At 68.6% G+C, this 15920-nt stretch carries 11 protein-coding genes and 1 pseudogene; 8 read left to right on the top strand and 4 right to left on the bottom strand.

Annotated features, from left to right (window positions below; all coding sequences use genetic code 11):
- Positions 1-156: 156 nt before the first annotated feature.
- The gene (locus AC3IF3_RS18080) at positions 157-1701 is read right to left on the bottom strand and encodes an alpha/beta hydrolase (protein ID WP_489229751.1); all 1545 of its coding nucleotides are present in this window, start codon (positions 1699-1701) and stop codon (positions 157-159) included.
- Between the two features lie 417 nt (positions 1702-2118).
- On the opposite strand from AC3IF3_RS18080, the gene AC3IF3_RS18085 reads away from it, so the two are divergent.
- The 7 genes and pseudogenes from AC3IF3_RS18085 (at position 2119) to AC3IF3_RS18115 (ending at position 11304) form a co-directional block, all read left to right on the top strand.
- Complete coding sequence (locus tag AC3IF3_RS18085; protein WP_489229752.1) at positions 2119-3009, top strand: cobalamin B12-binding domain-containing protein; 891 nt, start codon at positions 2119-2121, stop codon at positions 3007-3009.
- A 1192-nt stretch (positions 3010-4201) separates the two neighbouring features.
- The gene (locus AC3IF3_RS18090; protein WP_243972023.1) at positions 4202-5716 is read left to right on the top strand and encodes an ATPase domain-containing protein; all 1515 of its coding nucleotides are present in this window, start codon (positions 4202-4204) and stop codon (positions 5714-5716) included.
- Positions 5716-7770, top strand: coding sequence for an ATP-binding protein (locus AC3IF3_RS18095; protein ID WP_489229753.1), 2055 nt, complete (start codon positions 5716-5718; stop codon positions 7768-7770). Before AC3IF3_RS18090 ends, AC3IF3_RS18095 begins: the two co-directional genes overlap by 1 nt.
- 357 nt (positions 7771-8127) lie before the next feature.
- Positions 8128-8220: pseudogene (locus AC3IF3_RS18100) on the top strand (oxidoreductase); the annotation flags it as partial.
- 819 nt (positions 8221-9039) lie between these two features.
- Entirely contained in the window at positions 9040-10314 is a 1275-nt protein-coding gene (locus AC3IF3_RS18105; RefSeq protein WP_489229754.1) for an adenylate/guanylate cyclase domain-containing protein, read from the top strand.
- A gap of 25 nt (positions 10315-10339) precedes the next feature.
- On the top strand, positions 10340-10861 hold the full coding sequence (locus AC3IF3_RS18110) for a hypothetical protein (RefSeq protein ID WP_489229755.1): 522 nt from the start codon (positions 10340-10342) through the stop codon (positions 10859-10861).
- A 2-nt stretch (positions 10862-10863) separates the two neighbouring features.
- Positions 10864-11304, top strand: coding sequence for a DUF421 domain-containing protein (locus AC3IF3_RS18115; protein WP_489229756.1), 441 nt, complete (start codon positions 10864-10866; stop codon positions 11302-11304).
- Positions 11305-11433: 129 nt separating this feature from the next.
- Here AC3IF3_RS18115 and asd read toward each other — a convergent pair whose 3' ends face one another.
- A complete protein-coding gene (asd, locus tag AC3IF3_RS18120) occupies positions 11434-12342 on the bottom strand; it encodes an archaetidylserine decarboxylase (protein ID WP_489229757.1) in 909 nt (302 codons plus the stop codon).
- 32 nt (positions 12343-12374) lie between these two features.
- Between asd and AC3IF3_RS18125 the strand changes: the two genes are divergently transcribed.
- Entirely contained in the window at positions 12375-14066 is a 1692-nt protein-coding gene (locus AC3IF3_RS18125) for an aminotransferase class III-fold pyridoxal phosphate-dependent enzyme (RefSeq protein ID WP_489229758.1), read from the top strand.
- Between the two features lie 48 nt (positions 14067-14114).
- On the opposite strand, the gene AC3IF3_RS18130 is transcribed toward AC3IF3_RS18125, so the two are convergent.
- Positions 14115-14726: a hypothetical protein gene (locus AC3IF3_RS18130; protein ID WP_243972008.1), complete on the bottom strand. Its 612-nt coding sequence runs from the start codon at positions 14724-14726 to the stop codon at positions 14115-14117.
- Between the two features lie 49 nt (positions 14727-14775).
- A complete protein-coding gene (locus AC3IF3_RS18135) occupies positions 14776-15462 on the bottom strand; it encodes a class I SAM-dependent methyltransferase (RefSeq protein WP_489217560.1) in 687 nt (228 codons plus the stop codon).
- Positions 15463-15920: the final 458 nt, after the last annotated feature.

A 15920-nucleotide genomic window follows, 5' to 3' on the forward strand; every position in this document is an offset into this window, starting at 1 on the left:
ACGCGGAAACCCTCGCTTACAGCTTGGCCTTCGAGGCACGGGATACCGTCCCTGACGTTCCGGGGCGGCGGAGGGACGGGGGCGGTCCGGATCGTCCGGAAGCGGATCCGATACACAGGCCGGGTCGGCGGCTGGCCCGAGAACGCCTCCCCTCGATCATCCGGCCAGCAACGGGAAGGTGACGCCGATCGCCCAGGCGAAGGCGATCGCGTTGGCGATCCCGGCGACCCAGGGATGGCCGGTGCGCCGGTAAGCCCAAGTGCCGATCGCTCCATAGACCAGGAAGAACAGCAAGATCACCGGCACGATGATGACGAGGAAGAAAAGGCGGCTGAAGTCGAGCCCGACGGCGAGCCCCAGCGAGAGCAGGAAGGCGAGCTTCGAGGCGGCGTAGGCGCCGCGCCCGGCGCCCGGCCCGCGCGTCAGCCATTCGTCGGCGAGAAAGAACGGGATGGTGCCGATGAGCATCGCCAGGATGAGAATGACCCGGTTCGACCCCGGCACGAAGGACGTCACGTAGGCATTGATCGGCAGCACCAGTCCGACGAAGCCGTAGAGGGTGACGGCCATCGCTCCGGCCGTCAACGCCCCGACCGCTACGGGTCGCGCGGTGGCCGGCATCGGGGCGGATCGCTGTCGCCGCCACCAGAGGCAGCCGGCCGTCAGCAGGCCGTACACCGCGAAATGCGCCGCGAGGTAATCCGCGACGAGGACCGGCAGGACATGGGTCGGCAGGATGCGCAGGATCAGCGGTGTGGCGACGGCGGGGACGACGAGCGCCGGCCACAGGCGCCCCCAGCCGAGGCCAGCGCCGCGGGGCGTCGGGCTGACCCCGGGCAGATATTGCGCGATCGGCCACGCCAGCGCCACGACGCCCGCGAGCAGGACCAGAATCCAGGGACCACGCCGATCGGGCGGCTTCGGCGCGGGCGACGACCTGTCGAAGGCCCCATCGAGCCAGGCGACAGCCGCTTCGAGGCTCGCGCGGGCATACAGCACGCCGATATGCTCGACGCCCTCCGAGACCGCCGCGCGCCGCGCCGTGCCGAGTCGGGGGTCACCGTAGGTGACGTTCTCACGCGGTGGCTCCGGGTCCGAGACCAGTCCGACCGCCCGCAGGGCCTCCCGGCGCAGGGCCCCTTCCCAGCCGCCGACGATGATCAGCAGATCGCGCGGGCTCTCCCGCGTTACGGCCGGCGAGAACATCGAGACCGCGACGGTCGCGACCACGCCGGGCAACACCTGCGCGACGCGCACGACGATATCCGAGGCCATCGAGTGGCCGAGCAGGGCGAGGCGCCCGTCCCCGCGCGCCCGGACCCGTTCGGTGACGCGCTCTGTCACCTCCACCAGATTGCGGGTGGCCCCGTCCTCCCGGGTGATGCTGCCCGTCAGCGGTGCCGGGTTGCGGCCGTGGCCGGGAAAGTCGAAGGTCACCGCGACGTACCCCGCATGCGCCAGGGTGGTCGCGAAGGGCAGCATCAACTGCTGCGATCCGGCAAAGCCGTGGGCGATCACCACGACGGGGCCGGCGGCCCCGGCCCGTTCACGGAAGACCGTCGCCGGGGTCCCGTCGATCGAGACCGTCTCGATGGCGAGGCCGTCGGTCTCCGCGTGCAGGTGCCAGAGCGCTGCCGTGATCGCGCCGAGCGCCAGGGCCGCCACCACCGCGCGAAAAGTCGTTCGACGAAACCACCTCACGACAGTTTGAGCCGGCACGCCACGGCTATTTGTCGCCGGCCGGACCGGGCGACCGGTGCCACGAAGAACGGTAGGCAGGGTGGGTACCGGTCATATCGAGACCGTGGATCGAGGCGTCCGTGGCCGTCATCGCGAAGTTCGTAGCCCTTGAGCGGCGCTCCCATCGCCGGGGCAGGCAAGCGGCCTCGCCGTGACGCAGCCGGTTGGCATGAACGCGCGGGGCGACCGGAATCCGCGGCCGCCTGCGGGTGAACGGGGCGGCTGACACCCCATGCATCCGCGCGGCGCGCGCGTTTCGCAGGCCCAATCCGACCCTCTTTGGTCGGCCTTTACATTCCGCCGCATGGCGGTTCTGATGCAACCCCGCGATCGATTGGCCACCAAGGCCACCGACGCATTGGCACCGGGAGGGGGACGATGCAGAACCTTGCTTCGTCCGAAGGTCACTGGGGCGAGAGCTCTCCCCCGGAAACCGAGCGGGAGGCGGAAGCCCGTCAAGTCTATGCGCGCAAACGCGCCGCCGACGCCGCCAGAGCGCGGTGCTTGGCCCTGGGGCAGGTCGTCCAGGCCGAGATCCTCCCGCAATTGATGCTGCTGCATCGCGGTTTCGTGACGGCTGAGTCGAAGCCGGTCTTCAAGCCTGACGTTGAGCAGATCGCCGCCTTCACCGACCTGGCGCTCGCACGGGAGGATGCGCCGGTCATCGAGGCTTTCGCGGTCCTGCTGGCGGAAGGCCATCCGTTGGATCGCCTGTTCCTCGATCTCCTGGCACCTGCGGCGGCGCTGCTGGGCCGGATGTGGGACGACGATCTGTGCGATTTCATCGAGGTGACGACGGGCGTCGCCCGCCTTCAGCATCTCGTGACCCGATTCCGGATCGACGGCGAGGCAATCCCGCTCGATGGGAAACGGCGCCTTCTGCTGATGGGCGCTCCCGGCGAACAGCACACATTCGGCGTGCGGATCGTGGAGCAGTTCCTGCGCAGAGCGGGCTGGATCGTGTCGAGCGGCCTCTCCTCCAGCCCGGAGGAGATCGCCGCTCTGGTGGCGTCCGAATGGTTCGCCGTCGTGGGCCTGACGCTGAGCAACGCGACGCGGCTCGACCAGCTCGCGGAGGCGATCCGCTCCGTGCGCGAAGCCTCTTGCAACAGAACCATCGGGGTCATGGTCGGCGGTCCGGTGTTCCTCGAGCATCCAGAACTCGTCGCCCGGGTTGGAGCGGATGCCTCTGCGGTCGACGCGGCCACGGCCGTCCTCCTCGCCCAGCGCCTGCTCGAATTCGGCGTCGACGTCGCCTTGCGCGCGTAGCCTCGGCGGCTGCGTCGCGATCCGCGTTCGACGCCGACGGGTGCTCGCCCTGCCGTCGTCTGCCCCAGGGTCAAGGCTTCAGCCTCCGTGTGCGGCCCGGAGGCCGTGCATGTCCGATCGAATCTTGGAGAACCAAACCGAATCCGATCGATCCCTGCGGGATCGCGGATCCGGACCACGCTTGAGCGCCGTGTGGGCTCAATAGGGCCAGCGACCGAACCGGATCCGGTGGTCGATGATAGCGCCAGCCGGCGCCGCGAAGAGAATCAATCCCGCAGCCGCCGCCAGATAGAGACACCGATCGACCATCATGCCCTCTCCCGCGCTGCCGTCGGGCGTATCCCCGCCCGGAGCCGCACGATAGGCAGACTGTGCGGTGCGTGTAAAGCTTGCTTGACGTAAAGCTAGACTTACATTTTATGGCGTCAGCGGCGATGTTGGCTACCGGCCAGGGGACGGCCCGGCGCTTCGGCGGTGCAGGAATCCCTTCGCGATCTTGTGACGGCGTGCGGATCGGTCGACAAAGCCCAAGATCTGTTCCCGGGAGCATCAACCGGCAAGGTGGCCGCGGGCGGTCGGAAATAGATGATGTCGAATCAAAGACCTGCGGCATCAAGCCGGTTCCGATATCCGGGCTGATGCCGGAGATTCTCTTGCGGCCTCAAATCATGGACGCGCCTTCAGCCTCCGAATCCGGAAGACTCCTTGCGCGAGCGTTCGTAGATGGGGTCGTGCATTCTTGCACCGAGAAAGGGATGCCGATCGCGGATCGGCTCAGGACGCTGCAGGCTGGCCAGCATTTGCTCCTTATTGCCCCTCAGATTTCCAGCAATCATCGCACAATATGCGAATCCATCCTATCCGAGATACAAATCCGCCTGACATTATTGTAATCGTTTTAATTACCCTAAAAAAAATCCCGGAATTATAATATAGATCATAAAGATATCATCGACTTACGCCGACCGTGAACCGCTCCGGATATCGGGATGACTGGACTGATTCTGGAGCCCCGCGCACCCTCGTGATACGAAGTCGCGGAGCCGGGTGACGACCATCCTGGGCGATGCACCCTGATCGACAGGCGATGGGACCAAACCGAGCGTGCCGCGTTATCGGTCGGATCATGCTTCACTGGTGTCCCGAAGCCGACAACTTGGCGGCCGGAGGCCGTTTTCCCATCGTGGTGCCTATGGCTACTGATCGACCGACGCCTGCCGCCCCGTTCGTTCGGACGATCCTGTCGACCGGCTTGGAAGGATTGGACGACGTCCTCTCCGGGGGGCTCACCCGCGGACGCCTCTACCTCCTCGAAGGCACCCCCGGCACCGGCAAGACGACGCTGGCGCTCCAGTTCCTGCGCGACGGCGTGCGGCGCGGGGAGAAGGGCCTCTACATCACGCTGTCCGAAAATGCCGACGAGCTTGATTCAGCGGCCGCTTCGCATGGTTGGTCCCTCGACGGCATCGAGGTCTACGAACTCGTCAACGAACTCGGCCTCGACCCGGACAGCGAACAATCGGTCCTGCACCCCTCCGAGGTCGAACTCGGCGAGACAGTGCGGGAAGTCATCGACCGGGTCGACGATCTCAAGCCCGATCGCGTCGTGTTCGACAGCCTGTCGGAGCTTCGTCTGCTCGCGCAGAACCCGCTGCGGTATCGCCGTCAGATTCTGGCCCTGAAACAGATGTTCGCCGCGCGCAACTGCACGGTCCTCCTGCTCGATGACGGGACCTCGGACGTGCAGCTGCACAGCATCGCCCACGGCGTGATCCTGCTGGAGCAGTCGCAGCGGGAATTCGGTGCCGAGCGTCGGCGCCTCAACATTTTGAAGATGCGCGGCGTGAAATTCCGCGGCGGTTATCACGACTTCGTCCTGGACACTGGGGGTATCAAAGTCTTCCCCAGCCTCGTGGCGGCCGAACACCATGCCGCCTTCGATACGCAGCCCGCCTCCACAGGGTCGCAGGAACTCGATCTTCTGATCGGCGGCGGATTGGTGCCCGGCACCAATACGCTGCTTCTCGGCCCCTCCGGCGTCGGCAAGACCACCACGGCCGTCCGGTGCATGCTGGCGGACCTGGAGCGCGGCGGCCGCGCGACGTACTTCCTGTTCGACGAGGGTCAGGCGACGATGCTGATCCGCGCATCCCGACTCGGCATGGACCTGCAGCCCCATCTGGACAGCGGACGCCTCACCATCGTCCAGATCGATCCGGCGGCCCTGTCGCCGGGGGAATTCGCCTGCCGGGTGCGCGAGGCGGTCGAGGGACGCGGCTCGGGCTTCGTCGTCCTCGACAGCCTGAACGCATACATCCATGCGATGCCGGGCGAGGAATACCTCGTGCTGCAGATGCACGAACTTCTGAACTACCTGAACCAGCGGGGTATCCTGACGCTCCTGATCCTGGGTCAGCACGGTGTCATCGGCGACGTGCGGTCCGATATCGACCTGAGTTACCTGAGCGATGCCATCCTCCTGTTCCGGTATTTCGAGGCGAAGGGCGAAGTCAGGACGGCCCTGTCGATGGTCAAGAGCCGGATCAACGCCCATGAGCGCACCATCCGGGAACTGAAGCTCTCGCCGATCGGGGTTCAGGTCGGCGAAGCTCTGACGGATTTTCAGGGCGTCCTGTCCGGCCTCCCGACTTACGGGGGCGCGGTGGCGATGCTCGAAAATGGCCCGGCCGGCGCGGGGACCGCGTGATGGCGAGGCCGCAAAATGACGAGGATCGAGTCCTGATCCTGGCCCCGCGCGGCCGCGACGCGTCCGTGATGGCCTCGCTGCTGGACAAGGCCGGCACCGCCTCCGCAATCTGCGCCGATGTCACGGCGTGGCTGGACGGCCTGAAGGTGGCCGCCGGCACGTCCATCGTCACCGAGGAAGCGCTCCTCGACGTCGGCGCCGCCGATCTCGCTGCCTGGGTCGATGCCCAGCCTCCCTGGTCGGATTTCCCCTTCATCGTGCTGGCCACCCGCCAGGCCGGACGGAGAACCGGCAGGGCCGCGGCCATGATCGAGCGGCTCGGCAACGTCGTTCTGCTGGAACGGCCGATCAATGCCGAGACCCTGGTCAGCGCGGTCGGATCGGCGCTCCGCGTCCGTCGGCGCCAGTACCAGGCCCGCGAGCACATCCTGGAACGCGAGGAAGCTCAGGAGCGGTTGCGGGTCGCCAACGAGACGTTGGAGCGCCGCGTCGCGGAGCGCACCCGTGAGGTCGAGGCGGCGCGCGAGACCCTGGCGTTCGCCCTCGACTCCGCCGGGATGGGATCCTGGGACCTCGACCTGGTCCAGGACACCGCACGGCGGTCCCGCCGTCACGACGCCATCTTCGGATACGACCGACCCCTTCCATCCTGGGGCCAGGCCGACTTCCTGTCCCGCGTGGTGCCCGAGGATCGGTCAGCGGTCGAGGCGACCTTCGCCGCGGCGATGGACATCGGCACCCTGGATCTCGAATGCCGGATCCTGCGTCCGGATGGCGCGGTCCGCTGGATCGCGGCCAAGGGCCGAGCCGAGTATCGCCCCGACGGCAAGCCCGTCCGCATGGCCGGCGTCGTCCTGGACACGTCCGATCAGCGGAATACCGAAGAGGCGTTGCGCCAAGCCCAGAAAATGGAGGCCATCGGCCAGTTGACCGGCGGCGTTGCGCACGATTTCAACAACCTGCTGACGGTCATCGTCGGCGGTCTCGACATGGTCATCCGCAGGCCCGAGAACACCGAGCGCGTCCTGCGCCTGGCGGAGGCGGCGATGGGAGCGGCGCGCCGGGGCGAGCAGCTCACCCAGCAACTCCTGGCCTTCTCGCGGCGACAGATGCTGCGCCCGCAGACGCTCAATCCGAACCGCCTCCTCCTGGATTTCAGGTCTCTGGCTGAACGGGCCGCGGGCGGTGCCATCGAACTCGTCTTCGACCTCGATCCCGCGCTCGACCCCATCCGGATCGATCCGGCGCAGTTCGAGGCCGCCGTGCTGAACCTCGTGGTCAACGCCCGCGATGCGATGGACGGGGACGGCCATGGCAACCGCATCGTCATACGCAGCCGGAACGTTCATCTCGACACGGCCGCGGTGGCCGACCGCGGCATCTCACCGGGCGCGTTCGTCGAGGTGTCGATCACCGACCTCGGGAGCGGGATCGCGCCGGAGAACCTGGCGCGCGTGTTCGAGCCTTTCTTCACGACGAAGGAGGTCGGCAAGGGCACCGGCCTCGGCCTGTCCCAAGTCTACGGCTTCACCCGGAGCGCCGGCGGATTTGTCGGCATCGACTCCAAGGTGGGGGAAGGCACGACGTTCCGCATCCTCGTCCCGCGTTCAGCCGACCCGGCGGGGGAAGAGACGGGCACGGGCCGGGAGGGATCGCTCCCCCTGCGTCGCGCCGCCGAGGGCGACACCGTGCTCCTCGTCGAGGACGACGAGCAGGTGCTGAGCATGGCGGTGGAAAGCCTTGAGGAGCTTCACTACAGGGTCATCGTCGCCCGGAACGCCGCCGAAGCCCTCGCCCATCTGAAGGGCGTCGAACGCATCGACATCCTGTTCTCGGACGTGATGATGCCGGGCGGCATGAACGGCTCGCAACTCGCTGTCGAGGCGCAGCAACTCCGCCCCGGCCTGAAAGTGCTCCTGACCTCCGGCTATGTCGCCGACCTCGACGAGGGCCAAGTCATCGGACGCGGAGAGCTTCCCGTCCTCAGCAAGCCCTATCGGCGCGACGAACTCGCCCGGTCGCTCCGTCTCGTGCTCGGGGGCAAAGCGGCCTGATTGCCTGCCCCACTGTCTTGCCGACCCCGAAACGGACAGTTCGAGGCGGTGGTGGCGAAGGTCGATGTTGGACCGGTGTCCGAGAGCCGCTTTGACCGCGCGCTCTCGTACGCGATGCACGTACCGCGGACGGACGAGCGGGTGCCGTAAATCATATCGGGCGGACGCGTGCTCCAATCCGGCGAGCTAGTGGTGATGGTCACGGCGGGAGGGGGCGTCCTCGAAGGATGGGCCGCTCCTGAGAACAGCTGCGCAAGCTTCACGGTGATGTCCGCTCCGAATGCGCAACGGGACCGCACTGTCGAGGTGGGACGGCTGAAGCATGTCAGGTCTCGCGACGTGACGTCGGTGGCCGAAATGAGCAAGCTTGAAGGAAGGGCGGCGATCGTCACCGGGGCGTCGAAGGGGCGTGGGGCCGGGATCGCGCCTCGCCGGGCGGCGGCCGGGGCGACGGCGAGGTCACGTTGACCAGGCGTGACGACGGCGTCGGGCTGGCCGGCGCGAGAACCGGACCGGCGGGTCTGGCGCGAACCGGACCCGGAACCTGCGCGGATCGGGCGTTCGCCTCCCGAATGTGGCCGGGTGCGGCGGCAATCGGCGCGAAGCCGCCGACCGAACCTGGCCGGAGACGGTCCATCCGCTTCGGCGACGGCCTGCCGACGGTGGCCGAGCCCCTTCCAACACAGCCCTTCACCGATCTGCGGCACCACCGCGCAAGGATAAACGGCTGCCTGGGCCCGGCATTTTTCCTAACCGGGGCTGAACGGCGCGGTTCAGGGCCGATTATCCGACAGGGCCTAGGGCATCATCCCGAACGCGGGCCTTAGGCTTTCCAAGAAAACAATGCTGTCGGTCCGCGCGCTGCGCGCGCCGTTGGAAGGCCTGCGCTGACATCTGCCTGCAACGCCTCGACAAGCTGTCGATTCAGAAGCCGTCCGACGCCCGCCGATGCCGGATCCGCGCAGCAAATTGCGGCCCCGCTTCCTATTCCTGCGGAGAACCACCTAACATGACGGACACGTCGGACCTCTCGGCCACCGTCTGCGCCCCATTCGGCCATCGCCTCGTTGTCGCGGGGAGGGGGTACGCTTCCGCGAGGACTTCGGACCGAAGGGCGAGCGCAGGCGCTCAACGTGATGCCCCATCGTGGAGCTTCGGGCAGGCCACTTCGTTGAGGCGGCGGACGGATACAGGCGGCCGACGGGTATGAGAGGTTTCTGGGAGACCATGCTTCGTTTCACCATCGTGCGGTCCAGGACCGTCACGTGGATGAGCGCTGGCTTCGCCGCCCTCATCGTGATGACCGCGCTCGCGATCGCCGGTTTCCTCTACCGTCAGCACGGCAGCGACGCGGTGCGCCACACGGTGGAGGTCGATGCCCGCCTCTCGCGGGTCCTGTCCGCATTGCAGGACGCCGAGACCGGCCAACGCGGCTTCGTCATCAGCGGCCAGGAAGCCTTCCTGGCGCCGTACCTCGCCAGCCGGGACGCCTTCGACCGCCACTTCGACCGGCTGCGTGAGCTCGTGGTCGACAACCCGGAGCAGCTCGCCCAGCTGTCGCGACTGCGGGCGCTCGCGATGCGGTTCGACGACGAACTCGACAGGAGTATTGTCCTGCGCCGCGCAGGTGACGTGGCCGGCAGCGTGCGGCTCATCACCGAGGGCCGGGGCAAGCCGACCATGGATGCCATCCGCGGCCTGATCCGCGAGATGGAGGAGCATGAGGCGAGCCTGCTCGACGAGCGGCAGGCGGCGGTCTCGCGGATTGCCCTGGCCGTCTGGGCGGCGGTCGCCGGCGTCGTGACCCTCCTGGCCGTCCTCGCGACCACGGCCGTCCGGGAGGCCGGGCGGCGGGCCAGCCTCGCCCGCTTCTTGCCGGAGGAATTGTCCGACCGGCTCGCCAACAAGGACGACACCCTCCGGGCCGGCCGACGGCAGCACGCGGCCGTGGCGTTCGTCGACATGCGGGGGTCGACGACGCTGGCCGAGAACCTCGATCCGCACGACTTGTCGCTCTTTCTCACCGCGTTTCGGCGCCGGGTGATGCGCATCGCTCGCCTGAGGGGCGGCGTGGTCGACAAGTTCCTGGGCGACGGCGCCCTTGTCGTATTCGGCCTGCCCGAGCCGCGGCCGGACGATGCCGCCCGGGCGCTCGCCTTCGCCAAGGATCTCGTCGAGGTCATCGCCCGCTGGAACGTCAAGGAGGAGGGGCATCCCGCGATCCGCATCGGGGTCGGCATCCACTACGGCGACCTGTTCTGCGGCATCATCGGCGAGGACATGCGGCTGGAGTTCACCGTGCTGGGCGACACGGTGAACGTCGCGGCCCGCCTGGAACAGGCGACGAAGGCGCATGGCGTGCCGATCCTGGTGTCGGACGCCGCCCGCCACGCGGCCGGAAGCGATGCGGGTCACTGGCGCGAGGTCAGCCGCGCCCCCCTGCGCGGCCGGGCGGAAGCCATGGCGTATTTCACCCCGGCGGAACCGGACGCGGCACCCGACCTTGGCTTTCCGATGCCGCGCCTCGCCGGGGCCGGAGCTTGAGCGACGAGAAGGGAGCACCACCGCCTTGGACGTCATCCACGACGACCCGCCGATGCCGGAGGAGATCGCGAACGGCTTCTACCCGGTCTTCGAGGACCGATGGCGGAAGGCCGAGGTCGCGGGGCGTCTCGTCATGCTCGGCTTCGTGCTGGTCTGCGCCTGCGGTCTGCTCGGACATGGGCCGTTCAGCGAGCGCGGCCTGACCAATGCCGACGGGTCGATCGGTATCCGCTACGAGCCGGTGGTGCGCTTCGGTGCCCCGACGATCATCCGCTTCGACACCAAGGTTCCGCCGGGCGGCGACAAGGTGGCGGTGACCATCGCCAAGGACCTCGTCGACCAGTTCGGCCTTGAGAGCATCACGCCGCGGCCGGCCACCTGGGAGATCGCCGGCGGCAACATCCGCCTCGTCTTCCCGGTCCAGGCCGGCGAGAGCCATGCCCTGATCCGCTTCACGGGGTCTCCGGCGTTCCGCGGCGGGGTGAACCTCACCGCCCGCCTCGACGCCGGCGAGACCCTGTCCTGGTCGCAATACGCGGTGCCTTGAGCATGAACACCGTCCTCAAGGCCGCGTCGGCCTATCTCGTCGTCCTGTTCGTGATCCGCCTGATCGGCCGGCGCACGGCCAGCCAGCAGGCGCCCATCGACATGGTGGTGCTGTTCCTGTTCGGCGGCCTGAGCGTCAGCGCGATCCTGGGCGACGACCACTCGTTCACCGGGGCGATGAGCGCCCTGTTCACCGTCGGGCTCATGCACGTCTCGGTGTCGTGGCTCAAGCTGCGCGTCGTCTGGTTCGAACGTATCGTCGACGGCACCCCCATCGTGGTCTACCGCGACGGCGACTGGGACGAGACCAACATGCGGCGCCTGCGCATGCAGCAGGCCGACGTACGCACAGCCGCGCGTCAACAGGGCCTCGACGACCTCGACAAAGTCGCCGTCGCCATCGTCGAGCGGGACGGCAAGGTGTCCGTCATCGAGAAAGAGTGACGCCCTGTCCGCCCGGCCGACTGGATCGGCGTCGCGATCGGCCGATCCCGGGCTACGCGCGCGTGCGGGCGGTGTTCGACAGCCTCGCCGTGACGCCGGAGGTGGGGATCCGCCCGAACCCGCGCTTCGTTACCCCACGACAACCGCCGGTGCGGGAAGCCGCATCAGCGGCTCGCCCATGCGCAGGCGGTCGCCCTCGCGCAGCGTCGGGCAGAGCCCGAAGCCCGGCGGCGCCAGGACCACGATGGTCGAGCCGTGCTCGAACCAGCCCATCTCGTCACCCTTGGCGAGCGTGGCGGAACACGGCAGCGTCCGCCCCCCCGTCCCGCGCAGGGCTGCGCCCTCCGGAAGGAAGCCGAGGCGCAGACCCGCCACCAGGATCGCCGCCACCGGCACCAGCGTTACCGCGTGGCCACTTTCCGCCAGCCGCAGGCGCAGCACGGCGCGCTCGTTGCGGCAGAACAGGGCCTCGACGCGCTTCAGGGCGATCGGATTGACGTTCCAGGTATCGCCCCAAATGTGCCGCACCGACTCGACCTGCAGGTCGTGCGGCGCGTGGAAGCGGTGATACATTCCCGCCGTCAGCCGCAGGGTGGCGTAGGCGCCACCCTCGTGCGCGTGCGCGAGAGCCGCGTCGCCCCCCAACAGATCGGCGAGCCGGTAGGACAGGCTCTTGATCTGGAACAGACGCCCCGCCTCGATCCGGCCATGCGCGCCGAGGATCGCATCGCTCGGGCTCGTCAGGATCGCGGAATCGGCCTCGACCGGCCGGGCGCCGGGCTGGAGCGCCCGCACGAAGGCGGCATGGAGGCTTGGAAAGTGCGTCTCGCGCGCGTCGCCGAGATCGACGTCGCAGAACAGGCGCCAGGTCGCGATCGATAGGTCGCGGATCTGCGGCTGCTCGATCCGGCTGAACCAGCCCATGAACCGGGTCGCGAGCCGGCGCGGCAGGCGGTTGGTCAGCAGGAAGTTGAGGTCTTCCTGAGCGCCGACCCGCGCCAGGGCCCGTCGCAGGGACGTTCCGGGAATCGTCATCATGCCGTGAAGTGCCTCCGATACGACGTGGGACGATGTCCGCACTCCTCGTCGCCCTGTCCGCCACCGCCGCCGCCGCGGTCTTCGCTCTGCCGCGCGCCGCGCAGCGCCTGGAACTGTCCCGGGCGAAGCACCGCTCGCTCACCGGCCACGCCCGGATGGCGCGGCGGGTCGCCGGGCTGATCCCGAGCTATGCCTATTCCGAGCACGCCTTCTTCCGCTCCGACGATCCGGACGAGGCGGTGGCGCTGCGGCGCGAGGCGGCCTTCGCGCGGCTCTCCGCGCTGTTCCAGGCCCGGTACGCGCGCACCCGCGCCGAGACCGAGGCGATGCGCGACGGCCTGTCGGACCTGCAATTCACCGGGCTCTACCGGGTGCCGTTCCAGTACGCCCGGCACGTCCGCGCGCATCTCGGGACGGGCGCCCTGGCGGCCGCCGCGGAGGGCGTCACCGTCACGGACCTCGACGGCAACGTCGCCTACGATCTCGCCGGGTCCTACGGGGTGAACCTGTTCGGCGTGGATTTCTACCGGGCCTGCCTGGGGGAGGGGAGCGCGCGGGTCTTCGCCCTCGGCCCGGTGCTCGGCCCCCTGCACCCGGTGGTCGCCGGCAACGTGGCGCGGCTGAAGGCGCTCTCCGGCCTCGACGAGGTCTCGTTCCACATGTCCGGCACCGAGGCGGTGATGCAGGCGGTGCGCCTGGCCCGCTACCACACCGGACGCCGCCGGATCGTGCGCCTGTGCGGCGCCTATCACGGCTGGTGGGGCGAGGTGCAGCCCGGCATCGGCAACCCGGTCCCGACCCGCGACACGCTCACCCTGGCCGACATGTCCGAGCGGACGCTGCGAGTCCTGTCGCGGCGGAAGGACGTGGCCTGCGTGCTCGTCAACCCGCTCCAGGCCATGCACCCCAATGCCGGGGCGCCGGCCGATTCGGCCCTGGTCGATAGCGGCCGCAAGGCCGCCTTCGACCGCGCGGCCTACACGAGATGGCTGCACGCGCTGCGAGCGGTGTGCAGCGCCCGGGGCATCGTGCTGATCCTCGACGAGGTCTTCCTCGGCTTCCGCCTCGCCCGCGGCGGCGCGCAAGAGTATTTCGGCTTGCGGGCCGACATGGTCACCTACGGCAAGACGCTGGGCGGCGGACTGCCGGTGGGCGTCCTGTGCGGACGCGCCGACCTGATGCGACGCTATCGGGACGACCGGCCCGTCGATATCTGCTTCGCCCGGGGGACCTTCAACGCCCATCCCTACGTGATGGGCGCCATGAGCGCGTTCCTCGACCGGCTGGACACGCCGGAGGTCGCCGCCCTCTACGCGAGCCTGGACGCCACCTGGGACGGGCGCGCGGCGCGGCTCAACGCCCGGCTCGCGCAGGCGGGCCTGCCTGTCCGGGTGGCCAACATGTCCACCGTCTGGACGGTCCTGTACACCAAGCCGTCGCGCTACAATTGGATGCTGCAATTCTACCTGCGCGCTGAGGGGCTGGCCCTGTCCTGGGTCGGGACCGGCCGCCTGATCTTCAGCCTCGCCTACGACGACGCGGCCTTCGAGACGGTGGCCACGCGGATCGTCGCGGCGGCCGAGGCCATGCGGGCCGATGGCTGGTGGGATGCGGCGGCGCCGAGCAACAAGGCGATCCGCCGCGCGATCCTCCGGGAAGTGGCGGCGGTTCGCCTCGGCGCCTTCGGCGCCCGGCTCGGCCTGCGCGCGCCGGACCGGGCCTGATCCGGCGGCAGGCGCCGGGCAGGTCGCGGCCCGGCGCCCGCGTCGATCTCAGGCGCCGTGCTCGTGCGGCTCGTGCTCCTCGACCAACTCGCCGTGCAGCAGGGCGAGCGGGGCCTTGTGGTAGAGCTTGATGTCGTGGAACGGGTCCGTGAGGATCTTGGCGGCCCAGACGAAGCCGGTCTGGACGTCGCGCTGGACGAACAGCTGCACCATGCGGAACAGCAGGCCCGCCACCGCCAGCCACAGCCAGATCCAGCCGATGTTGCGGATCAGGTCGGCCGTCGTCTGGTGCGGTGAGATCAGCCCGAACAGGCTCGGATCGAAGTAGAGCGGCAGGGGCGACAGGGCCCAGATCGCCAGAAGCACGATCTTCCGCTGAAGGTTGTAGCCGACCTTGATCTCTTCCTTGTGCTCGTGGCTGGCGTCGTTGACGTGGTCATAGCCCTTCGGCTCGAAGAACAGGTGACCGGCCTGCCGCGAGGTCATGGCGATCAGCCAGCCGATGAGCGCCGCCGTCGCCGGGTCCTTGAAGGCCAGGGCGTAGGCCACCAGGAAGCTGATCGCACTGACGACGTGCAGGCTCTGATTGACGCGGTTGTGGTGGTAGTACCGGTGATCGTCCCAGCGCTGGACGCGCAGAGCTTCCAGAAAGCTCGCCATGATGTGCTTCCTCGTCGAATTGCGGGTTTGAGAGAGACGGGGCGGGGGTTCAGGCGTCGTGCTTGCGCAGGCGGACGAGGGAGAAATGTCCGAGGGGCGGCAGCGCCCGGCGCTCGACGATCTCCACCGGGGCTCCGGCCGCCCAGGCGGTGTAGCGGTTCCAGGCGAACTCGGTCCGCCAGCCCAGCCGGCTCGTGATCGGCGCCAGGGCGTGCTCGACGGTGCGGCGCAGGCCGTCCTCGGCGCCGACCCGCGTGGTGATGACGATCTCGCCGCCGGGGCGAAGGACCCGGGCGAACTCGTCGAGCGCCGCCTCGGGATTCGGCACCGCGGTGACGACGTATTGCGCGACGATCACGTCGAAGGAGGCGTCCGGGAAGTCGAGATGTTCCGCGTCCATCACCGCGAGGCGCTCGACGTTGCGCAGGCCGAGCCGCGCCACGCGCTGACGCGCCTTCTCCAACATCGGCGCCGAGATATCGATGCCCACGATGCTGCGGGCGCGGCGATAGGCCGGCAGGGACAAGCCGGTCCCGACGCCGACTTCGAGGATGCGGCCGCCGATCCGCTCCGCGGCCGCCGCCGCCAGGGTGCGTCCCTGGGCGAAGACCGGCCCGAACACCAGATCGTAGACCGGCGCCCAGCGCCCGTAGGCCTTGGCGACGCCGTCGCGGTCGAGGTCGGGGCCGAGCGCGCCTGCGCGCGATGAGCCGGTGCCGTGCATTCCAAGGGCCATGGGTGTTCGGTCTCGCTCTGTGTCGGGTCGAAGGTTGATGAGAGACAGCGTCTCCGCGCGGTCACCGGCGTCGGACGTTCGATCCGGTTCGGACCTACCGGCGTGTGTGACGGGACCATCGGCCGGAGAGCCACGGGGACGTTGCGTCTGCGCCGGACACGGAGTGATTCGACCGAATCGGCTGCGCGAGAACGGCGAAGGAGGCCCGTTCATCACGCGCGCCAGCGGCCGAGGTGGCCCGGCCGGCTGCCAATGCGATCGCCGACATCACGGGACGCCAAACGTGATCAAGCGACGCGGAACAGCGGAGGACGTCGAACCGCCCTGTACGTCATGAGTCCCACACCGCTTCTCCGGAGATCTTTTTCCGCCGGCAAAGCTATGACCATCATTTGACAACGTTGTGACGGCAGGAAGAAGTGTTCCGACGCGATCGTTTCGTTGGCAAATCAATTCTC

The organism is Methylobacterium sp. J-118, assembly GCF_057836565.1.

Coding starts and splice junctions, on each gene's coding strand:
- AC3IF3_RS18130 (WP_243972008.1), bottom strand. CDS start 14,726: ATGGCGAGCTTTCTGGAAGCTCTGCGCGTCCAGCGCTGGGACGATCAC.
- AC3IF3_RS18135 (WP_489217560.1), bottom strand. CDS start 15,462: ATGGCCCTTGGAATGCACGGCACCGGCTCATCGCGCGCAGGCGCGCTC.
- asd (WP_489229757.1), bottom strand. CDS start 12,342: ATGATGACGATTCCCGGAACGTCCCTGCGACGGGCCCTGGCGCGGGTC.
- AC3IF3_RS18090 (WP_243972023.1), top strand. CDS start 4,202: ATGGCTACTGATCGACCGACGCCTGCCGCCCCGTTCGTTCGGACGATC.
- AC3IF3_RS18105 (WP_489229754.1), top strand. CDS start 9,040: ATGAGCGCTGGCTTCGCCGCCCTCATCGTGATGACCGCGCTCGCGATC.
- AC3IF3_RS18095 (WP_489229753.1), top strand. CDS start 5,716: ATGGCGAGGCCGCAAAATGACGAGGATCGAGTCCTGATCCTGGCCCCG.
- AC3IF3_RS18115 (WP_489229756.1), top strand. CDS start 10,864: ATGAACACCGTCCTCAAGGCCGCGTCGGCCTATCTCGTCGTCCTGTTC.
- AC3IF3_RS18125 (WP_489229758.1), top strand. CDS start 12,375: ATGTCCGCACTCCTCGTCGCCCTGTCCGCCACCGCCGCCGCCGCGGTC.
- AC3IF3_RS18085 (WP_489229752.1), top strand. CDS start 2,119: ATGCAGAACCTTGCTTCGTCCGAAGGTCACTGGGGCGAGAGCTCTCCC.